The 19,845-nt window shown below is 69.8% G+C and carries 18 protein-coding genes; 8 read left to right on the top strand and 10 right to left on the bottom strand.

The features are described from left to right. Positions 1–348 precede the first annotated feature (348 nt). Genes CSR00_RS19260 through CSR00_RS19245 form a run of 4 tightly spaced genes read right to left on the bottom strand, consistent with a single transcriptional unit; the run spans position 349 to position 5,680 of the window. On the bottom strand, positions 349–1,524 hold the full coding sequence (locus tag CSR00_RS19260; RefSeq protein WP_099024027.1) for an amidohydrolase family protein: 1,176 nt from the start codon (positions 1,522–1,524) through the stop codon (positions 349–351). Further along, complete coding sequence (locus CSR00_RS19255) at positions 1,511–2,806, bottom strand: aspartate aminotransferase family protein (protein WP_099024026.1); 1,296 nt, start codon at positions 2,804–2,806, stop codon at positions 1,511–1,513. The genes CSR00_RS19260 and CSR00_RS19255 overlap by 14 nt, the downstream gene beginning before the upstream one ends. After that, positions 2,803–4,299 carry an APC family permease gene (locus tag CSR00_RS19250; protein ID WP_099024025.1) on the bottom strand — a complete coding sequence of 499 codons (1,497 nt, stop codon included), beginning with the start codon at positions 4,297–4,299 and terminating at the stop codon, positions 2,803–2,805. Before CSR00_RS19250 ends, CSR00_RS19255 begins: the two co-directional genes overlap by 4 nt. Positions 4,300–4,321: 22 nt before the next feature. After that, entirely contained in the window at positions 4,322–5,680 is a 1,359-nt protein-coding gene (locus CSR00_RS19245) for a type I glutamate--ammonia ligase (RefSeq protein WP_099024024.1), read from the bottom strand. A gap of 114 nt (positions 5,681–5,794) precedes the next feature. Between CSR00_RS19245 and CSR00_RS19240 the strand changes: the two genes are divergently transcribed. The 3 genes from CSR00_RS19240 (at position 5,795) to CSR00_RS19230 (ending at position 8,816) form a co-directional block, all read left to right on the top strand. Next, positions 5,795–6,592 carry a class II glutamine amidotransferase gene (locus CSR00_RS19240; protein ID WP_099024023.1) on the top strand — a complete coding sequence of 266 codons (798 nt, stop codon included), beginning with the start codon at positions 5,795–5,797 and terminating at the stop codon, positions 6,590–6,592. Positions 6,593–6,597: 5 nt separating this feature from the next. Next, a complete protein-coding gene (locus CSR00_RS19235; protein ID WP_099024022.1) occupies positions 6,598–7,479 on the top strand; it encodes a MurR/RpiR family transcriptional regulator in 882 nt (293 codons plus the stop codon). A gap of 176 nt (positions 7,480–7,655) precedes the next feature. Further along, the gene (locus tag CSR00_RS19230) at positions 7,656–8,816 is read left to right on the top strand and encodes an Mrp/NBP35 family ATP-binding protein (RefSeq protein ID WP_099024034.1); all 1,161 of its coding nucleotides are present in this window, start codon (positions 7,656–7,658) and stop codon (positions 8,814–8,816) included. Between the two features lie 151 nt (positions 8,817–8,967). Here CSR00_RS19230 and tatB read toward each other — a convergent pair whose 3' ends face one another. From tatB to sigE, 4 genes are all read right to left on the bottom strand, one after another. Next, a complete protein-coding gene (gene tatB / locus CSR00_RS19225) occupies positions 8,968–9,411 on the bottom strand; it encodes a Sec-independent protein translocase protein TatB (protein WP_099024021.1) in 444 nt (147 codons plus the stop codon). Position 9,412: 1 nt separating this feature from the next. Then, entirely contained in the window at positions 9,413–10,927 is a 1,515-nt protein-coding gene (gene htrA / locus CSR00_RS19220; protein ID WP_099024033.1) for a serine protease HtrA, read from the bottom strand. A 73-nt stretch (positions 10,928–11,000) separates the two neighbouring features. After that, on the bottom strand, positions 11,001–11,405 hold the full coding sequence (gene rseA / locus CSR00_RS19215) for an anti-sigma E factor RseA (protein WP_099024032.1): 405 nt from the start codon (positions 11,403–11,405) through the stop codon (positions 11,001–11,003). Between the two features lie 91 nt (positions 11,406–11,496). Beyond that, positions 11,497–12,270 (bottom strand): RNA polymerase sigma factor SigE, encoded by a 774-nt coding sequence (gene sigE, locus CSR00_RS19210; protein WP_099024020.1) that lies wholly within the window; start codon positions 12,268–12,270, stop codon positions 11,497–11,499. Positions 12,271–12,520: 250 nt separating this feature from the next. Here sigE and CSR00_RS19205 point away from each other — a divergent pair, with 250 nt between their 5' ends. From CSR00_RS19205 to CSR00_RS19190, 4 genes are all read left to right on the top strand, one after another. Further along, positions 12,521–13,231: an O-methyltransferase gene (locus tag CSR00_RS19205; RefSeq protein ID WP_099024019.1), complete on the top strand. Its 711-nt coding sequence runs from the start codon at positions 12,521–12,523 to the stop codon at positions 13,229–13,231. 113 nt (positions 13,232–13,344) lie between these two features. Next, entirely contained in the window at positions 13,345–14,100 is a 756-nt protein-coding gene (locus tag CSR00_RS19200) for a TetR/AcrR family transcriptional regulator (protein ID WP_099024018.1), read from the top strand. Continuing rightward, on the top strand, positions 14,078–15,070 hold the full coding sequence (locus tag CSR00_RS19195) for an ABC transporter ATP-binding protein (protein ID WP_099024017.1): 993 nt from the start codon (positions 14,078–14,080) through the stop codon (positions 15,068–15,070). Before CSR00_RS19200 ends, CSR00_RS19195 begins: the two co-directional genes overlap by 23 nt. Beyond that, on the top strand, positions 15,067–16,710 hold the full coding sequence (locus CSR00_RS19190) for an ABC transporter permease (RefSeq protein WP_099024016.1): 1,644 nt from the start codon (positions 15,067–15,069) through the stop codon (positions 16,708–16,710). Before CSR00_RS19195 ends, CSR00_RS19190 begins: the two co-directional genes overlap by 4 nt. A 129-nt stretch (positions 16,711–16,839) precedes the next feature. Here CSR00_RS19190 and glgC read toward each other — a convergent pair whose 3' ends face one another. Further along, a complete protein-coding gene (gene glgC, locus CSR00_RS19185) occupies positions 16,840–18,054 on the bottom strand; it encodes a glucose-1-phosphate adenylyltransferase (protein WP_099024015.1) in 1,215 nt (404 codons plus the stop codon). Positions 18,055–18,321: 267 nt separating this feature from the next. On the opposite strand from glgC, the gene glgA reads away from it, so the two are divergent. Further along, positions 18,322–19,485 carry a glycogen synthase gene (gene glgA / locus CSR00_RS19180; protein WP_099024014.1) on the top strand — a complete coding sequence of 388 codons (1,164 nt, stop codon included), beginning with the start codon at positions 18,322–18,324 and terminating at the stop codon, positions 19,483–19,485. A gap of 111 nt (positions 19,486–19,596) precedes the next feature. On the opposite strand, the gene CSR00_RS19175 is transcribed toward glgA, so the two are convergent. Beyond that, positions 19,597–19,764: a DUF3117 domain-containing protein gene (locus CSR00_RS19175; RefSeq protein WP_099024013.1), complete on the bottom strand. Its 168-nt coding sequence runs from the start codon at positions 19,762–19,764 to the stop codon at positions 19,597–19,599. Between the last annotated feature and the right edge of the window lie 81 nt (positions 19,765–19,845).

Raw genomic sequence — 19,845 nt, 5'->3', positions numbered from 1 at the left:
ATGTAGGTTGCCAGTAGTGTGTAGGGGGAGGTGGTGTTAGAAAGAGAGAAGAATGGAGAGGATATGATGTTTCGGGCAGAAGACGGATTAAGGGAGAGGCCACGGTCTCGTGGGCTGGGAGATGTGTATAAGAGACGAGAGGTGTCCGCGCGTTGCATTCCGGGGGGGGCCGTTCTAGGGCTGCTGGGGCCGGCCCCGGGTCCCACGGAGCCCCAGCAGCCCTAGAACGGCCCCGCCCGGAATGCAGCGCGCGGGCACCTCCGCAGCCGGAACCGTCAACGGTGACCGACCGCGCTCTACTCGGACGCCTGATCAGAGGCCTGGTCAGAGGCCTGGTCAGAGGCCTGGTCAGAGGCCGTAGACCCGCTCGGCGTTGTGCACCGCCACCATGTCGACGATCCGGATCGCGTCGTCGGTGGTGCAGTCACTGGCCCGCACCCAGGCGCCCAGCACCTGTCCCATGGCGCGGCGCCACAGGATCGAACCCAGTACATGCAGCTCGGGTGGTCCGAAGGCATCCGAGGAGTACAGCTGTTTGGCAAACGGAGCGGTCTCCAACGCCTCGGCCACCAACCCTGTCGATCGGACACCCAGGTAGTTGATCGCCAGGCCCACGTCGAAATTCACGTGATCGAAAGCCTGGGCCAGGTAGCCCGCGTTGCGCTGGAACGGATAGCAGTGCAACAGCAGCGTCGGCACGGGGGCCATCGAGCGCAACAGCGGTAACAGCAGCATCGGGTCGGCGCGGTGCAGATCCAGATCGCGGTCGCCGAACCCGACATGAACCTGGACGGGCAGACCGTGGGCGGCCGCCTCGTGCACCCCGAATGCGATCAGCACCGCACTGTCGACCCGCAGCGGCTGCGCCCGGGCGGCCAGTTCACGGGCATGGCTGACCACCTCGGCATCGGTCGGGCGGGACCAGTCGACGTCGAAGCCGATCCGATAGGCCGCAATCGTCTTGGTGCCCACCACAGCGGGATCACCGACCGCCGACTCCAACGCCGCGCGGAACGCCGCGGGAAAGTCCTCCGGCGCGGTGCCCCGCTCCAGCAGATCCTCGGTGAGCCGTTCGAGCCGCAGGATCTCCGACGAGGGCACATCGCTGAGCTCGGTGAGCTGTTGGGGGGTGGTGATGAGGTCGCCCTTGAACCCGGTGTCGACGACCCAGCGGGACACCTTGGCCGCGGGCAGCATGATGCGGGCCAAGTCGTCGGGGCTGAATTCGCTGCGACGCGCCCAGTATTCCGCCGCGCCGGCCAGCGGCTCGAGTCCCAGCAGCGGGGCGCACCACCGCCGGATGGAAAGGCCCAACGGAGAATCGAACTGCGTCATGAAGACCGGGATCGGATCGGTGGATGCCTCGTTGATGGCGGCCTCGAATCCGGCACGGTCGACCGTCCGGTTGAAACTGCCGTGGACATGGTGGTCGATCGGGGCGACGGCGCTCAGGTGCTCGGCCAGAGCGTCGGGCACCTCGTCGTGGACCCCGGCGAAAACGTCCGGCAACTCACCAGCCCGCATAGCGTGCGACCTCCTCGCTGTTCACTCGGCCCGCGACCGCGTCGGCGATGGCGGCGCCTATGATCTCGACCGCACGGCCGGCCTCCGCTTCGGTGATCACCAGCGGTGGCGTGATCTCCAGGACGTTGCCGCCGACGTAGTAGACGACCGCACCCAGCTGCCACGCACGGTAGACCACCTCGGCGGCCAGTTGCGGGTTGCGCTCGCCGGTACCGGGGTCGATGAGTTCCAGTCCGATGGCCAGACCGCGGCCGCGGACATCCCCGATGTGTTCGTCGTTCAACGCGTGCAGGCCCTGGGCAAGCAGCGCACCCACCTTCGCGGCACGCTGGGGTAGGTCGTCGCCAACAATGGTGGCCAGCACCGCCCGACCAGCCGCGGTGGACACCGGGTTTCCGGCCGTCGTCAGCAGTGCCGCGGCGGGCGGATGGTCGAGCATCTCGGCGGGACCCACGGCCGCCGAGAGCGGCAGCCCGCCGCCGAGCACCTTGCCGAAGGTGACGATGTCGGGTACCACGCCGTCATGCTCGAACGCATGCAAGGTGCCCGGCCTGCCCAACCCCATCTTGACCTCGTCGCAGATCATCGGGACATCGTGGCGCCGACACAGCGCATGCAGCTTGGCCAGGAACCCGTCGGGCGGCACGATCAGCCCGCCGTCGGACAGGATCGGTTCCACGATCACACAGGCGATCGTGCCGCCCGCGAGATGCTGCTCGGCCAGTTCCAGGCAACGGGCGACGTCGGCCCGGACGTCACCGTCGTCGGGGCGGTACGGGTTGGGGTACGGCAGGAACACCGCATCGGGGTCGGGCCGGACTCCGGCGTCCACATGCACACCGGACACCCCCATCGCGACGCCGACACCACCGTGGTAGCTGTGCTCGAAGGCAATGACGGTGCGGCGCCCGGTGGCGTGCCGGCACGCCCGCAGGGCCACGTCATTGGCATCCGAACCCGCATGACCGAGGTAGACCCGTCGCTCACCCACACCGGGCACCAGCGCCAACAGATCCTCGGCCAAACCCACCGAATCGGGATGCACGGCGGAGAGCCCGCCGGCGCCCGGGGCGGACCGGATGGCGCGGCTGACGGCCTCGACGACAGCGGGGTGACCATGGCCCAGCCCACTCGCCGTCCACGTCGCCGACAGGTCGAGCAATTCGCGGCCGTCGGTCGAGACCAACGTCGAGCCGAGTCCCGAGCGAACCTCCAGGGGGAAGAAGCGCAACTTCTCGATGCCCGCGATGACGGCCTCATCGCGCTGATACAGCGTGCTCACTGCACCGGCGGCGTGTTGGCGAGTTCAGCGGTCAGCGATTCACCGACCCGTTTGGCGATACCGGACGCCGCCAGCGCGATCACCAATCCGACTGCGCACCAATACAGCCCGAGCAGCGGCGCAGCGGTCCACTCGGTGGCATCCTTGACGTTGAACCACAGCACCACCGCGATCACCACGGCTCCGGCCAGTGGCAGGACCAGACCAGGGATCTTGTCCTTGCCACCGTGCACACCAAGGAACTTGGGCGCACCGACGAACCACGCGGCAGCCAGTTCGACCAGCAGGTAACACACCATCAGGCACACGGACCCGGCGACGGCGAACAGGAAGTACGTGTCGATGGCGTCGTTGCCGGTGCCCATATCGGGCCAGCCGGCCGCCCCGCAGATCAGGTTGACGACCAGCGCCACCCCGACCACCACCCAGGTGGCCAGGCGCGGGCCGCCCGTGCTCTCATGGATCTGTGCCAGCGCCCTGGGGCCGAACCCGTCTCGGCCGAAGGCGTACAGCATCCGGCCCGAGGTGGCCGAGGTGGCCAGATGACAACCGAACGCTGCGACGGTGGCGGTGAAGATGATCAGCAGCGAGAACCACTGCCCGATGTAGGTGCTCCCCAGGTCGCCCAGGGTGTTTCCCGAACTCTGGAACGCCTCGAGGCCCGCCGAGTCGGTTCCGAAGCCGATGACCTGGGCGAACATCACCACGACAAACAGCACGCCGGTGAGAAGCAGCGTCCCGCCGAGCGCCCGGGGGATGTTGCGGCCGGGGTTGTCGGTCTCCTCACCCATCGATGCGCACGCCTCGAAACCCGCCCAGGACAGGAACGCCGCGACCACAGCGCTGAGCACCGCCGAGGCCGAGACACCGTCGAAAGTGAACACACTGAAGTCGACACCGGTGGCCGGAGCGCCGCCCTTGGCGAAAATGACGACCACGAGCACGATCATCGCCAGGATGCCGATGCCCTCGATCCCGAGCAGGACCTTGGCCAATAACCTGACATCGCGACCGCCCAGCAGGAACGAGAGGACCGCGCCAACTACGACCACCACCAACCAGGGCACCTGGTAGGGATTGGGATTGTCGGGTTGCAGCTGGGCGATAAACGCGTTGACGAACGCGGACGTCAGCGCAAGCGTGCCGATGGCGAACCCCACGTAGGCACCGAGCATGGCGAACCCGGAGAAGAACCCGGCCCGCGGGCCGATGGTGCCACCGACCAGTCCGTACGCCGATCCGGCGTGGTTGAGATGCCGGGTCAGCCGGACGAAGCTGTACCCGACGAGCGACACGCCGACCAGCCCGATCAGGAATACCAGCGGGATGGCCTTGCCGACAGTGCCGATCAGGCCCTGGCCATTCCCCGACATCGCGAGTGTCGGTCCGACCAGGGCCACCGACATCGCCAGAGCCACCCAGAACGGCAGGCGGCGGTGTGGCAACTGACCGGCATCCTCTGACGGGGCGGCCGACGACGTGCTTGTACTCATCGGTGTACTCCTTTGCGGTGGGTCAACAACTCCACGCCAGGCGCAGCGCCTGGGTGATCTCGGTCGGCGAGCGATCGCCGTAGGTGCTCAGTTCGTGGCGGCGCACCGCAACAACCGCCTCGACGATCGCGGGGGTCAGCAGCTCGGCGGCCAGGTCGGAATGCGCCAGCACGTCGATCGCCTCGGCCTGCGCGGTCGGCAGTGGCGGCGGGTTCGCCGACGAGTGCGCCGGATTCTCGGGAATCTCCTCGGGGAGGTCGAGACTCGCCCGGAGGCCGCGCAGCGCGCTGCCCAGTAGCGCCGCGGCGGCCAGGTAGGGGTTTGCGCTCGGGTCGATCAGTTTCAGTTCCGCGTTGGCGCCATGCGGACTGCCGGGCGTGGCCGCGATGAATCGCAGCGCCGCCTCGCGGTTCTCCAGTCCCCAGCACGCCGCGGCTCCGGCCCAGTTGCCCGGTTTGAGCCGCAGCGCTGACAGCGCGGAGCCCGCGTAGACGCCAATCAGGTCGGGCAGTGCGGCGAGCACACCGGCGATGGCCGCACCGCCTCCGGGGCGGATGCCGTACGGTCCGCTGCCACCGGACAGCAACGGGCCCTGCTCGTCGGCCAGCGACAGGTGCAGGTGCGCTCCATTGCCGGCGATGCCGTCAAAAGGCACCGGCGCGAAAGAGATTCGTAACCCGTGCCGCGACGCCGCCCGCCCGAGGACGATCCGCGCACGGATCACGGCGTCGGCCGCCGCGACCGGTGTCGCCGGGGCCAGGGAGACCTCGAGCTGGTCGTGACCGTATTCGGTGTGGATCTGCTCGATGCTCAGACCGGCGCGTTCTGCGGTGGCGGCCAGGTCGACCAGGAACGCCGAGCGGTCCAGCGAGGTGCGCACACCGTAGGGCGACCACGCCTCGGTGGATGCCGGACTGCCGTCGGGCGCGATCATCGTGCATTCCAGTTCCGCTCCGATGCGCACGCTCAGGCCCAGGTCGGCGGCGGCCCGTTCGGTACGCGCCAGCAGGGAACGCGTGCACAGGGGCGCGGGGTCGCCGGCCTGATCGGTCAGGTTGCCGGGCGCCCAGCCGATACCTTCCTCGATGACCTCGACATCCGCCGGGTCGATGCGGATCCTGAGGTCGCCGGCGACGCCGATGCTCGGGGTGAACGCGATACCGGTGTCGACGCAGAACACGCTCCAGGACGGCGACACGCCCATACCCGAGCGCTGGAAGTCGCCGAGTCGCCGCAGCGGCACGTATTTCGCGCGGGTGACGCCGGCCGGGTCCGTGATCGAACCGGCCACCAGCTCAACGCCTTTGCCACGCAGATCATCTACACAACTGGCGAGTGCACTCGTCTCGGACTGCAACTCGGCTTCGCCCACCACCGACATCTGGCCTCCTTCGCCTCCACGAGTCTGGAGCGAACCTATGTCATAAGTGTTTCAGAAATATTTTTTTCGTGATTTTTGGTTGATTCGTAAGATCCGGGATCGGAGGATGCGTACATGTGTCGGCTCCTTGGCTACGTATCCGCTTCCCCGATCACGGTCGCGGACGCCGTGGGCGACGGTGTGCTCACCGACTTCGTCGCCCTCACCAAAATCCACGGCGACGGGTGGGGTACCGCCGCGGCGGTCGGAGCGGGGTCGCCCCCGCTGGCGCGGGTGTCGGCGCGCAGCGCACTGCATGACCCCGAATTCACCGAAGCCATACACGACGACGCGGCCGCCTCTGCACTGGTGCACCTGCGGTGGGCGACCGACGGGCTCGCCGTGGAACGGCACAACTCGCACCCGTTTGTCGCCGACGGCCTGGCCATGGCCCACAACGGCTCGATCAAACCGATGGGCCCGCTGGACGGCCTGCTCGAACCCGCCGTCGCCGCGTCGCTGCGCGGAGCCACCGACAGCGAACGATATTTCGCGGTGATCCGCCAACACCGCCGCGACGCACCGCATCTGGCCGAAGCGGTTCGGCGCGCCGTCGCACAGTTACGCGCCCTGTATCCGGAGGCCAGCCTCAACGCGCTGATCCTCGGCGAAGACCAACTCGTCGTCGTGCACGCGCACGCCCGCAGCGCGCTGCTCGACGAGGACATCGAGGAGATCAGCGCCACCGACCTGCCGGCCGAGCACCTCGAGGACTACTTCGCCTTGCGGGTGGCGCGCCCGCACGAGAAGGTGGTCGTCGTCGGTTCCACCGGCTTCGGCGACCTGGCGTGGGAGCCGCTGCCGCCGGAGTGTGTGGTGTCGATCGCGGTGAAGGACCTTTCGATGACGGTGCTTCCGCTCATGCAGGAGTGAGGACCATGACCGGCGAAGACCACCGGACGCCCGGCACCGGTGCCACCGTTGCCGAACGGACCGGCGCGGCCCTGTCCACACTGAGCAAGTCCGAACGACGAGTCGGCCGGGCCTTGCTTGCCGACTATCCGAGCGCGGGACTGACCAGCGCCGCGCGGCTGGCCGAACGGGCCGAGGTGAGCCCGCCCACGGTGCTCAGATTCGCCCAGTCCCTCGGCTACGAGGGATTCGCGGATCTGCAGGTGGCGCTGCGCGCCGAGCTGACCGCGCGGTCCAACGGGCCCATCACCCGACTGCCGATCGCACCGGCCGCCGACGGGCTGCTCGACCGTCTGCTGCAGCAGAATCAGGCTCAGAACAATCGGGCCGCGCAGACCCTGGCCCAGCTTCCTCCGGCGGCCTTGGAAGCGGCGGTCGCACTGCTGGCCGATGCGAGCCGTCCGCTGTGTCTGCACGGCGGCCGGTTCTCCCATCTGCTGGCCATGCATCTGGCCATGCATCTGGAACAGCTTCGGCCGCATGTGCGTGTGTTGGCCGAACCCGAGGGTCGCGACCTGGGCGCGATGATCGAGCTCGGCCGCAAAGACGTCTTCGTGCTGTTCGACTACCACCGCTATCAGCGCAGCGCGGCCGAGCTGGCCGCCCGGGTGCACCGGGCCGGAGCCACGATCCTGCTCATCACCGATGACCTCGCCTGCCCGGTCGCCCCCGAGGCGCAGGTCGTCCTCGCTGCCTCGAGCACCGTGGGCACCACCTACCAGAGCATGGTTGCCGGATTCGCCCTCACCGAGTTGCTCGTCCCGCTCGTGATGGAGGCCATCGGAGAACCGGCACGCACCCGGATGGCACTGTGGGAAGAACATCGCAGGGCCGAATTGCTCGAGTGATGCCCTCGAGTGATGTCCGATAGTCAGAGCCGGAGAGGCACCGATCGGGAACCCGCAACGTCGTGTTCGCACCCTGCCGGGATGCTCGCACCCCGCCGCCACACCGCGAGAGGGTCCGGCGGATATGCTTCCGGGCCTTTGGGCGGACCGCACGCCCGGCTCTAGACTCTGTGGTGATGCCTGAACGCCCCGACACCCCCGACACCACCGCCGATCTGGTCACTGCGGTGCGCACCGCGCTGGGCAAGGTGATCGACCCCGAATTGCGGCGCCCGATCACCGAACTCAACATGGTGAAGAACATCGAGGTGGCACCGGACTCGGCGGTGCACGTCGAGATCTACCTGACCACCGCGGCGTGCCCGAAGAAGACCGAGATCAGCGACCGCGTCGCCCAGGCCGTCGCCGATGTCCCGGGCACCGGCCCGGTGACCGTCGGCCTCGACGTGATGAGCGACGAGCAGCGCACCGAACTGCGCAAACAGCTGCGCGGCGACGCCGCCGAACCGGTCATCCCGTTCGCCCAGCCGGGCTCGTTGACCCGCGTCTACGCGGTGGCCTCCGGCAAGGGAGGCGTCGGCAAGTCCAGCGTGACGGTCAACCTGGCCGCCGCGATGGCCGCGCGTGGGCTGACGGTCGGGCTGGTCGACGCCGACATCTACGGCCACTCGGTGCCGCGGATGATGGGCACCACCGACCGCCCCACCCAGGTCGAGTCGATGATCCTGCCGCCCATCGCCCACGATGTGCGTGTCATCTCCATCGCCCAGTTCACCGAGGGCAACACCCCGGTGGTGTGGCGCGGCCCGATGCTGCACCGCGCCCTGCAGCAGTTCCTCGCCGACGTCTACTGGGGCGATCTGGACGTGCTGCTGCTGGACCTGCCGCCCGGCACCGGCGATGTCGCGATCTCGGTCGCGCAGCTGATCCCCGGCGCGGAGATCCTGGTGGTGACCACACCGCAGCTGGCCGCCGCCGAGGTCGCCGAACGGGCCGGTGCCATCGCCCTGCAGACCCGCCAGCGGGTGGTCGGTGTGGTGGAGAACATGTCCGGGCTGGTGCTGCCCGACGGCACCACCATGCAGGTGTTCGGCGAGGGCGGCGGCGCGCAGGTCGCCGAGCGGTTGTCGCTGGCGGTCGGCGCCGAGGTGCCGCTGCTGGGCCAGGTTCCGCTCGATCCGGCGCTGGTCACCGCCGGCGACTCCGGGGTGCCGCTGGTGCTCAGCGCGCCGGACTCGGCCGCCGGCAAGGAGTTGCGCAAGATCTCCGATGCGCTGTCGTCGCGGCGGCGCGGGCTGGCCGGGATGTCGCTGGGACTGGACACCAGCCGCCGCTAGCGCCGCTCAGGTCGCGACCCCGCCGGTCGCGCCGCTCAGGTCGCGACCCCGCCCGTCGCGCCGCTCAGGTCGCGACCCCGCCGGTCGCGCCGCTCAGGTCGCGGCCGCGCCGGTCGCGCCGCTCAGGTCGCGACCCCGCCGGTCACGCCGCTCAGGTCGCGTCGGTGTCGAACTTCGTCGGGCCCGGCGTGGCCGGCTCGCTGGGCGCGCGCTGCGCGGTGGGCGGGGCGACCACCGTGTCCTGGGGCTCGACCGCTGCGTCCGTACCGGCCTGCACGGGGTTGGGCGCCGAGACGGGCTTCTCGAATTTGCCGGTGAAGATCGAGTCGTCCCCGTCGAGCAGGTGTTTGGTGATCGCCGTGCGCGGGTTCATGCCCCGTAGTTTCTGCAGTTCGCTGAGCGGTTCCCGCAGATCCTCGAAGTCCGAGCCGAACTCCTCGCGCAGCTGACTGGTGGCGCCGGTGACGTAGTCGCGGGCCTGGCGCAGGCTCCCGGCGGTCCAGCGGATCGCCCCGGGCAGCCGTTCCGGGCCCAGCACGACGAGGCCGATGATCACCAGCACCAGCATCTCGCCCCAGCCGACGTTGGCGAACATCTCAGCTGGGTCCCGGCTCCGGGGTCACCATGAGGGTGACCTCACGGCCCTCGCGCAACACCTGGATCGGGACCTCCACCCCGGCCTTGAGCTGGCGCTCGGCGACGACGAACTCGTCGGCGTCGGCCACACTGCGGTCGCCGATCTTGATCACGACATCGTTCTCCAGGATGCCGGCCCGCTCCGCCGGGCCGCCGGCCTTCACGTTGGCCACCTGGGCGCCGGAGGCCACGTCGTTGCTGACCGACCGGGTCGTCAGCCCCAGCGTGGGGTGGACGATCTGGCCGTCGCGGATCAGTGTCTGCGCGACGTCCTTGACCTCGTTGACCGGGATGGCGAAGCCCAGACCGCTGGCGCTGTCGGATAACGACTTGCCGGCGGTGTTGATGCCGATGACCTCGGAATCCATGTTGATCAGCGGACCGCCGGAGTTGCCGTGGTTGATCGAGGCGTCGGTCTGGATGGCGTCGATGACGGTGTCGGTGTCCGAGCCGTCACCCGACAGCGGCACGGGGCGGTGCAGGGCGCTGATGATGCCGGCGGTCACGGTGCTGCGCAGCCCCAGCGGGGCGCCCGCGGCGATGACCTCGTCGCCGACGCGGACGTCGTCGGAGTTGCCCAGCCGGGCCACCTGCAGGTTGTCGACGTTGTCCACCTTCAAAACGGCCAGGTCGGACTTGGGGTCGCGGCCGACGAGGTTGGCCGGCACCTCGGTGCCGTCGTTGAACACCACCGACATCTTGTACTGACCGGGGTTCTTGGCGGCGTCGGAGATGACGTGATTGTTGGTGACGATGTAGCCGGCGCCGTCGATGACCACACCGGAGCCCTGCGAGCCCTGCTGGTCGCTGATGGCCTCGATGGTGACGACGGAGTCGGCGACCGAGGCGGCGACCTTCGCGACGCGCCCCTCGGGCGGTGCACCGTTGTCGGTGGTCTCCAGGGTGACCTTCGAGGTGGTGAAGGCCTCGACCACCTCCGCGGTCTTGCGTCCCACCCAGCCGCCGGCCAAGCCGATCACCAACGCGATCACCGCGAGCACCGCCAGCGCGGCGTAGGAGACCTTGCCGCCGAACAGGACGTCGCGCACGCCGAGCTTGCCGGTGGGGCCGCTGACGGGCGCGGGTTCCGGTGCCGTCACCGCCGGGGTGCCCAGCGCCGCGGCGGCTTCCGGGTCACGCCACGGGTCGTCGGGCTCGTCGGGTCCGCTGCCGGTCTTCTCGGCCTCCAGCGCGCCCGCGTCGACCGGGTGCCGCTGCAGGGACTCCCCGCCGGGGCCCGGCCGGCCGAAGGCCTCCTGCAGAACGGGGTCGCGGGGCTCGTCGTGGGGTACGAAGTCGGATTCGTCGCGGTAGCGCTTCGGGCGCAGGTCCTCGGCGACGAAGGACCCGTCGACCCCGGCGGGACGGCCGAAGGTGCGGCGGGATGCGTCGTCGACCGGGGGTCGGGACACGGGACGCGGCGCCAGTCGGGGACCGCCGCCTCCTGGGCCGAAATCATCCTGGTTGGAGCTCAAATCATCCTCTTCTTGCGCGCTCAACGAACCCGGGTGATCGGGTCGATGGGGATCGGAGCCGGCGCCGTCCACCCTACCGGCGCCGACGCCGGGTCCGCGGGGTGTCGTCGGGGAGCCGGTCGTCGGTGGGCTCCGGCCGGTTGTCGGTGGGCGCCAGCGGCGCGTGGGGAATCTGGGACAGCAACCCCATCAGCGAACTGGGGATGTGAATGGGACAGGAGTCCCGCAGCGCCGTGCGCGCCTGCTGCTGCGCCTCGACCTCGGCGGCGCACTCGGCGCACAGCGAGAGGTGATGGGCGGCGCGCATGTGGGCCCCCATGCGCAGCTCGCCGTCGACATAGGCGGCCACGGCCTCGGTGGACAGGTGCTCGGTGGACCCGAACTGGCGCGGCGCCCCCACCGGGGCATCGCTCTGGGAGGCGAACTGGGAGGGCAGCCAGGAGAACGCCCGGCGGAACACGTGACCACGGTCCACCATCACCCGACTCCTTCCCGCGACCGGCCCTGTGCGCGCGGCTCCACTGTTGAATGTAGCGCGCAAACCGGCCTCGGACATGCGGGCAACACGGTCAACCGCGCGCAGCGACCGCGCTTTCGTGATCCTGTGAATGTGCTGCGAGGTAGTCGCGGATCGCCTGCCGGCCGCGGTGGATGCGGCTGCGCACCGTGCCGAGCTTGACTCCGAGCGTCGCGCCGATCTCCTCATAGGACAATCCCTCGATATCGCACAGGACGACCGCGGCGCGGAACTCCGGGGCCAGTGAATCCAGCGCGGCCTGCAGATCGGCGCCCAGGCGCGAGTCGTGGAAGATCTGCTCGGGGTTGGGCTCGTCGGCGGGCACCCGGTCGTAATCCTCGGGCAGCGCCTCCATGCGGATGCGGGCACGCCGGCGCACCATGTCGAGGAACAGGTTGGTGGTGATGCGGTGCAGCCAACCCTCGAAGGTGCCGGGCTGGTAGTTCTGCACCGAGCGGAACACCCGGATGAAGGTCTCCTGCGTGAGGTCCTCGGCGTCGTGCTGGTTGCCGGACAGCCGGTAGGCGAGCCGGTAGACGCGATCGGCGTGCTGGCGCACCAACTCGTCCCAGGACGGCATGGCCGACTTGTCCCCGGTGGCGTCGAACACCGCGGTGCCCTGCGGCTCGTCGGGGGTCTCCACCCAGCCGGTGGCGGGATGGTGCTGCTCCGGGTGCGACATGGTGGTGGGCGCGAACACTGCGCTGGTCGTCGTGTCCTCCTGGCTCGGGCTGCCGTTTCGGATCGGCAGATCGTCGCGAACGTCGCCTGTGGCAACATCCACCCGCCGCGAGCTATTCCCGGGAAACCGACTGCCGCGATCCATGCGCAATACCGTCGTCCATGGGCGTGTGCTGGGCATATGAGCAAACTGAACGTTTCCTGAGAAACCCGGCGGGGCCCCGGCACGCTGCGACGATGCGGCCGAAATCGCCGGCGTTCGCCCGCACCGGCGGGCGTGTCGGAATCGCGGTCGGAATCGCGGTCGAAATCGTGGTCGGTATGCCGCCCCGCGGGGCGGGCCTTTGCGGGCGCGCCTGCTCCCGCGCCGCACGCATTGCCTCTACGCTGCGGGAATGGCCACAACTGATGATCCCCCGGCTGAGCAGACCCCGGCCCAGTCCCCGGCTCAGCCCCGGCCGAGCCGCGCCGAGGCGGTCCTGGCCCACGCCGAGGGGTCGATCACCGAGGACGCCGTGCTGGCCGCGGCGCGGGAGCGCGCCGAGGACATCGGCGCCGGCGCGGTGACACCGGCCGTCGGCGCGCTGCTGAGCCTGCTGGCCAGGCTCAGCGGCGGCAAGGCGGTGGTCGAGGTGGGCACCGGCGCGGGCGTCAGCGGGTTGTGGCTGCTGTCGGGGATGCGTGACGACGGCGTGCTGACGACCATCGACATCGAGCCCGAACACCAGCGCACCGCCAAGCAGGCCTTCGGTGAGGGCGGCATCGGGCCGTCACGGACCCGGCTGATCAGCGGCCGCGCCCAGGAGGTGCTGACCCGGCTGGCCGACGAGTCCTACGACCTGGTGTTCGTCGACGCCGAGCCGGCCGACCAGCCCGAGTTCGTGGTCGAAGGCATCCGGCTGCTGCGCCCCGGCGGCGTGATCGTCGTGCACCGGGCCGCCCTCGGTGGCCGCGCCGGCGACCCGGCCGCCCACGACGCCGAGGTCACCGCGGTGCGGGAGGCCGCCCGGCTGATCGCCGAGGACGAGCGCCTGACCCCGGTCCTGGTCCCGTTGGGTGACGGCATCCTGGCCGCCGCGCGGGAGATACCGCCGCAGGAACCCTGACCGGCGCCTTGACAGGCGCCTTGACACGGCGCCCTTGACACCGCGCCCGTGACACGACGCCCTTGACACGACGCCCTTGACACGACACTGAACGCGCGTTTAGCGTCCTAAACATGCGTTCAGTCGATGATCTGACCGCCACCGCCCGAATTCGCGACAGCGCGCTCGAGCTGTTCGGCCGCGACGGGTTCAACGTCACCGTCCGCGCGATCGCCACGGCCGCGGACGTCAGCCCCAGCCTGGTCATCCACCATTTCGGGTCCAAGGAGAAGCTGCGCAAGGCCTGCGACGACTACGTCGCCGACCTGATCGCCGACTCCAAGAGCGAATCCCTGCGCAACGCCGACCCGGCCTCGTGGCTGGCCCGGATGGCCGAGATCGACTCCTATGCCACCGTGATGGCCTATCTGGTGCGCAGCCTGCAGACCGGCGGCGAGCTGGCCCGCACCATGTGGCGGCACATGATCGACAACGCCGAGCGGTATCTGGACGAGGGGGTGACCGCGGGCACCCTCAAGCCCAGCCGCGACCCGCGGGCCCGTGCGAAGTTCCTGGCGCTGGCCGGGGCCGGAGCGTTTCTGCTCTACCAGCAGCAGCACGAGGACCCGTCGGACGTCCGCACCGTGCTGCGCGACTACGCCGCGGAGATGGTGTTGCCGGCCCTGGAGCTCTACACCCAGGGCCTGATGACCGACGCCACGATGTACGAGGCCTTCTGTGCCCAACAGGCCCAACAGGCCCAAGAGGCCCAAGAGGCCCCACAGCCCCCGGGCGCCGGCGGGACCGCGCCAGCCGACACCGACCAGGCCGGCCCACCAGAATCCCCGTCCACCGGAGGAGCAGCCGATGAGCCCGCACACGCCGTCTGAGCGGAGCCGGACCCCGATCGTCATCCAGGGCCTGACCAAGAACTTCGGTTCCGTACGCGCGCTCGACGGTTTCGACATGACCGTCACCGAGGGCGAGATCCACGGCTTCCTCGGCCCCAACGGCGCGGGCAAGTCGACCACCATCCGTGTGCTGCTGGGGTTGGTCAAGGCCGATGCCGGGCACGTCCGGCTGCTGGGCGGGGATCCGTGGTCCCACGCCGTCCGGTTGCACCGGGAGCTGGCCTATGTGCCCGGCGACGTCACCCTGTGGCCGTCGCTGACCGGCGGGGAGACGATCGACCTCCTGGGCCGGATGCGGGGCGGGCTGGACGAGAAGCGTCGCGCGGAACTGGTCGAACGCTTCGACCTGGACCCGCACAAGAAGGCCCGCACCTACTCCAAGGGCAACCGGCAGAAGGTGTCGTTGATCTCGGCGTTCGCCTCCCGGGCGCGCCTGCTGCTGCTCGACGAACCCAGCAGCGGCCTGGACCCGTTGATGGAGAACGTTTTTCAGCAGTGCGTGGCCGAGGCCCGGGACCGCGGCGCCACGGTGCTGTTGTCCAGCCACATCCTCGCCGAGACCGAGGCGCTCTGCGACCGGATCACGATCATCCGGGCCGGGCACACCGTGGAGAGCGGGACCCTGGAGTCGATGCGTCACCTGAGCCGGACGACGATCCAGGCCACCCTCGACGGTCCACCCGTGGGTCTGGCCGAGATTCCCGGCGTCGACGACGTCAGCTTCGACGGACGCACCGTGCACGCGCAGGTCGACAGCACCAGCCTCGGGGAAGTGATCAGGGTGCTCGGTGCCGCCGGGGTGCGCGACCTGGTGAGCCGCCCGCCCACGCTGGAGGACCTGTTCCTGCGCCACTACAACACCGGAGAAGACACCGGAGAAGGCACCGGAGCTGACACCGGGGACGGCAGGGGCGATGGCAGGGCCCGCGAGCGAGCGGTGCGCGCATGAGCACCGCGGTGCTGGAGCGTCCCCGCCCGCCGGCGCACCGGGCCCCGCCGACGTCCTCGGCGTTCACCGGGACGTGGTCCTTGCTGCGGCTGTATCTGCGCCGGGACCGGATCGTGGCACCACTGTGGATCCTGCTGCTGTCGGTACCGCTGGCCAGCGTCTACATCGGCAGTGTGGCCGCGGTCTACCCCACCGCGGCCGACCGCGCGGCGATGGCCGCCTCGATCATGGCCAGCCCGGCACAGCGCGCCATGTACGGCAACGTCTACAACGACTCGCTCGGGGCCGTCGGCATCTGGAAGGCCGGGATCTTCCATCTGCTGATCGGGGTGGCGGTGATCCTGACGGTGATCCGGCACACCCGCGCCGAGGAGGAGTCCGGCCGCGCCGAACTGATCGACTCCACGGCCGTCGGCCGATACGCGAACCTGACCGCGGCGTTGCTGCTGGCCTCCGGTGCCTCGATCCTGACCGGGCTGATCGGCTTCGCCGGACTGCTGACCGTCGACGTCCCCGCATCGGGCTCGCTGGCGTTCGCCGCGGCCCTGGTGGGCTCCGGCCTGGTCTTCACCGCGGTGGCCGCCGTGGCCGCCCAACTGTCCCCGAACTCCCGGACCTGCCGCGGGTGGGCGTTCGGCGCGCTGGCCGCCGCCTACGCCGTGCGCGCCGTCGGCGACGCCGGATCCGGCACGGTGTCGTGGCTGTCGCCGCTGGGGTGGTCGTTGCTGGTGCGGCCCTACGCCGGGGAACGCTGGTGGGTGCTCGCACTGCACCTGGTCACCGCCTGTGGTCTGACCGCGCTCGCCTATCTGCTGCTGGCCCGGCGCGACGTCGGCGCCGGTCTCATCGCCGACCGGCCCGGGCCCGGTTCGGCCGGCCCGGCGCTCTCGGGCGTGCTGGGCCTGGCCTGGCGGCTCGACCGCGGCGCCCTGCTGCTGTGGACGGCCGGGCTGTGCCTCTACGGGCTGATGATCGGTAGCGTGGTGCACGGGATCGGCGACCAGATCGCGGACTCGGCCGCCGCGCGGGACATCGTGGCCCGGCTGGGCGGCACCTCCGCCCTGGAGCAGGCCTTCATCGTCGTCAGTTTCACCATGCTGGGCATGGTCGCCGCCGCATTCGCCATCTCGCTGAGCCTGCGGCTGCACCAGGAGGAGTCCGGTGGCCGCGCGGAGACACTGCTGGCCGGGGCGGTGTCCCGAAGCCGTTGGCTGGCAAGCCATGCGGTCTTCGCGCTGGGCGGCCCCGCAGTCGCGATCCTGCTCGCCGGCGCGGTGACCGGGCTGACCTACGGGGCGGCCACCGGCGATATCGGGGGCGTGCTGCCGCGGGTGCTGGGCTCGGCCGCCGTCCAGCTGCCGGCGGTGTGGCTGCTGGCCGCCGTGACCGTCGCCGTGTTCGGGGTCGCTCCGAGGTTCACGCCGGTGGCCTGGGGTGTGCTGGTCGGGTTCGTCGCCGTCTACATGCTCGGCTCACTCTCGGGTGCACCGCAGTGGCTGCTGGATCTGGGTCCGTTCGCCCACACCCCGCACGTCGGAACCGGCACGTTCACCGCCGTGCCGCTGATCTGGCTGCTGGCGATCGACGTGGCACTGCTGGGGCTGGGCGCCGCGGCGTTCGGGCGCCGCGATCTGCGCTGAGCCCGCGCCCCTGGGGCCGCCGCATACTTGACGCCGCACTTGACCGCCATGGAGCAGTTGCCGACCGGTCTGGGCGTGGATGGAGAACGGCCGGATGTCGGCGATCCTGCGGCGGCCGGAAACCGGACCCTAGATCCAGACGCCCTTGCCGACCGCGACGACGCCGCCCGAGCTCAACGCGAACCGCTCACGGTCCTTCTCCAGGTCGACGCCGACCATCTCACCGGGGCCCACCACGACGTTCTTGTCCAGGATCGCCTTGCGCACCACCGCGCCCCGGCCCACCCGCACGCCGGGCATCAGGACGCTGCCGTCGACGATCGCACCGTCCTCGACGTAGACGTTCGACGACAGCACCGAATTGCGCACCGAGGACGCCGAGATGATGCTGCCGGCGCCGACCACCGACTCCTGGGCCGACCCACCGTTGACGAACTTGGCCGGCGCCAGGTTCTCCGAGCCACCCCGGATCGGCCAGCGCTTGTTGTAGAGATTGAAGACCGGATGCACCGACACCAGGTCCATGTGGGCGTCGTAGAACGCGTCGAGCGTCCCGACATCGCGCCAGTAGCCGTGGTCGCGTTCGGTGGCCCCGGGCACCTCGTTGTTGTTGAAGTCGTAGACCGAGGCCATCCCGTCGGCGACCAGACGGGGAATGATGTCGCCGCCCATGTCGTGATCGGAGTGGTCGTCGTCGGCGTCGGCGCGGATGGCGTCGATGAGAACCTTGGTGGTGAAGATGTAGTTGCCCATCGAGACGAACGTCTGATCGGGATCGTCCGGGGTGCCCGGCGGATTGGCCGGCTTCTCCACCCACCCGCGGATGCGACCGGACTCGTCGGCGTCGATGCAGCCGAACGCCGAGGCCTCCGACCGCGGAGCCCGGATGCCGGCCACCGTCGCCCCGGCCCCGCTGTCGATGTGCTGCTGCACCATCTGTTCGGGGTCCATCCGGTACACGTGGTCGGCACCGAAGATGACGATGTAGTCGGGATCCTCGTCGTAGATGAGGTTCAGCGACTGGTAGATGGCGTCGGCCGAGCCGGTGTACCACCTCGGCCCGAGACGCTGCTGCGCGGGGACCGGGGTGATGTACTCCCCCGCCAGCCCCGACAGCCGCCAGTTCTGCGAGATGTGGCGGTCCAGCGAATGCGACTTGTACTGGGTGAGAACGCAGATCCGCAAAAACCGTGCGTTGACCAGATTCGACAGCACGAAATCGATCAGCCGGTAGCCACCCCCGAAGGGGACCGCAGGCTTGGCCCGATCAGCCGTCAGTGGGTAAAGCCGCTTGCCCTCCCCGCCTGCCAGGACGATGCCCAGCACATGTGGCGCTTCCCTCATGTGGACAAACCTATCGGCACCCGCGTAATGCGGCTAGGCCAACGCCGGGATTAATGGGGCGTTTACGGGGGTGGACCCGTCGGAACAGGTGCCCCAAACGCACCACGACCAGGCCCGGCCACCGTCCCCAACACCGTCCCGAACACGGTTTGTCCATCAACGTGATTCGGCGGACACAGCACCCCCGAAGAGGGCCGCCGGCGCGTGCCGGTCCCGGGGTTCGACACAAACCTGCGCCAGACACCGCCGGGCATTACGGTCGTGGCTATGCGGGTTGCGATGATGACTCGGGAGTATCCCCCGGAGGTCTACGGTGGCGCCGGGGTGCATGTCACCGAACTGGTCGGGCAGCTCCGGCGGCTCTGCGAGGTGGACGTGCACTGCATGGGCTCCCCGCGGCCCGGGGCCTTCGTGCACCAACCCGACCCTGCCCTGAAGGGCGCCAACGCGGCGCTGTCGACGTTGTCGTCGGATCTGGTCATGGCCAACGGGGCCGCCGGCGCCGACGTGGCGCACTCGCACACCTGGTACACCGGCATGGCCGGGCACCTGGCGGCGCTGCTGCACGGCATCCCCCACGTCGTCACCGCCCATTCCCTGGAACCGCTACGCCCTTGGAAAGCCGAGCAGCTCGGCGGCGGCTACCGGATCTCGTCGTGGGTGGAACGCACCGCGATGGAGGCCGCCGACGCGGTGATCGCGGTCAGCTCGGGGATGCGTGAGGACGTGCTGCGGGTCTACCCGGCGCTGGACCCGAACCGGGTGCACGTGGTGAAGAACGGTATCGACACCGAGGCGTGGTACCCCGCCGAACCCGACCCGGCCGACTCCGTCCTGAGAGAACTCGGTGTGGACCCGGACCGACCGATCGTGGCGTTCGTGGGCCGCATCACCCGGCAGAAGGGGGTCGCGCATCTGGTGGCCGCCGCCCACCGGTTCGCGCCGGGCATCCAATTGGTGCTGTGCGCCGGGGCGCCCGACACCCCCGAGATCGCCGCGGAGGTGTCCACGGCGGTGCAGGAGCTTGCCGCCGTACGCTCGGGCGTGTTCTGGGTGCAGGAGATGCTGCCCATCAACAAGATCCGCGAGATACTCTCCGCGGCAACTGTTTTTGTCTGCCCGTCTGTCTATGAGCCGCTCGGGATCGTCAACCTGGAGGCCATGGCCTGTGCCACCGCGGTGGTGGCCTCCGACGTCGGCGGCATCCCCGAGGTGGTGGACGACGGGGTGACCGGGTCACTGGTGCACTACGACGCCGAGAACCCGCGTGGTTTCGAAACCGCCCTGGCCGACGCGGTCAACGCATTGATGGGGCAGCCCGACACCGCCGCACAGTACGGCCGCGCCGGGCGGCAGCGCTGCATCGACGAGTTCTCCTGGGCGCATATCGCCGAGCAGACCCTGGAGATCTACCGCAAGGTCTGCAGCTGACGCCGCCGCGTCAGAGATCCGGGGAGACCCGCGACCCTCGTGCATCAGGACGAACCCCGCGCACACGGCGCGGGGTTCGTTCTGCGGCGTCGGGGGGGGACGCGTCCGCCGCTAGCTGGTGACGCTGCGGAGTTCGTCGCCCAGCGCGGCGGCTTCCTCCGGGGTCAACTCGACCACGAGCCGGCCTCCGCCCTCCAGTGGTACCCGCATCACGATGCCGCGCCCCTCCTTGGTTGCTTCCAGAGGACCGTCGCCGGTCCGGGGCTTCATCGCCGCCATCGAGTGCTCCCTCCAGATCTGGGCAGGTCCGCTCCTGCGAACCAGGCCGCCGCTGGTGGCGCCCCCCGGTGCAACACAGCG

Source organism: Mycolicibacterium palauense (genome assembly GCF_002592005.1).
In the GTDB taxonomy this organism is placed as follows: Bacteria; Actinomycetota; Actinomycetes; order Mycobacteriales; family Mycobacteriaceae; genus Mycobacterium; species Mycobacterium palauense.
The sequence above is the reverse complement of the archived record's forward strand: the minus strand, read 5'-3'. Positions and strand labels throughout refer to the sequence as shown.

What these genes read in the sequence shown, in the direction of transcription:
- CSR00_RS19245 (WP_099024024.1), bottom strand. Translation starts at nt 5,680, where the DNA reads ATGTCGGTGGTGGGCGAAGCCGAGTTGCAGTCCGAGACGAGTGCACTC.
- CSR00_RS19175 (WP_099024013.1), bottom strand. Translation starts at nt 19,764, where the DNA reads ATGGCGGCGATGAAGCCCCGGACCGGCGACGGTCCTCTGGAAGCAACC.
- CSR00_RS19205 (WP_099024019.1), top strand. Translation starts at nt 12,521, where the DNA reads ATGGCCACAACTGATGATCCCCCGGCTGAGCAGACCCCGGCCCAGTCC.
- glgA (WP_099024014.1), top strand. Translation starts at nt 18,322, where the DNA reads ATGCGGGTTGCGATGATGACTCGGGAGTATCCCCCGGAGGTCTACGGT.
- CSR00_RS19200 (WP_099024018.1), top strand. Translation starts at nt 13,345, where the DNA reads ATGCGTTCAGTCGATGATCTGACCGCCACCGCCCGAATTCGCGACAGC.
- CSR00_RS19260 (WP_099024027.1), bottom strand. Translation starts at nt 1,524, where the DNA reads ATGCGGGCTGGTGAGTTGCCGGACGTTTTCGCCGGGGTCCACGACGAG.
- rseA (WP_099024032.1), bottom strand. Translation starts at nt 11,405, where the DNA reads ATGGTGGACCGTGGTCACGTGTTCCGCCGGGCGTTCTCCTGGCTGCCC.
- CSR00_RS19240 (WP_099024023.1), top strand. Translation starts at nt 5,795, where the DNA reads ATGTGTCGGCTCCTTGGCTACGTATCCGCTTCCCCGATCACGGTCGCG.
- glgC (WP_099024015.1), bottom strand. Translation starts at nt 18,054, where the DNA reads ATGAGGGAAGCGCCACATGTGCTGGGCATCGTCCTGGCAGGCGGGGAG.
- CSR00_RS19190 (WP_099024016.1), top strand. Translation starts at nt 15,067, where the DNA reads ATGAGCACCGCGGTGCTGGAGCGTCCCCGCCCGCCGGCGCACCGGGCC.
- tatB (WP_099024021.1), bottom strand. Translation starts at nt 9,411, where the DNA reads ATGTTCGCCAACGTCGGCTGGGGCGAGATGCTGGTGCTGGTGATCATC.
- CSR00_RS19195 (WP_099024017.1), top strand. Translation starts at nt 14,078, where the DNA reads ATGAGCCCGCACACGCCGTCTGAGCGGAGCCGGACCCCGATCGTCATC.
- CSR00_RS19235 (WP_099024022.1), top strand. Translation starts at nt 6,598, where the DNA reads ATGACCGGCGAAGACCACCGGACGCCCGGCACCGGTGCCACCGTTGCC.
- CSR00_RS19230 (WP_099024034.1), top strand. Translation starts at nt 7,656, where the DNA reads ATGCCTGAACGCCCCGACACCCCCGACACCACCGCCGATCTGGTCACT.
- CSR00_RS19250 (WP_099024025.1), bottom strand. Translation starts at nt 4,299, where the DNA reads ATGAGTACAAGCACGTCGTCGGCCGCCCCGTCAGAGGATGCCGGTCAG.
- sigE (WP_099024020.1), bottom strand. Translation starts at nt 12,270, where the DNA reads ATGGATCGCGGCAGTCGGTTTCCCGGGAATAGCTCGCGGCGGGTGGAT.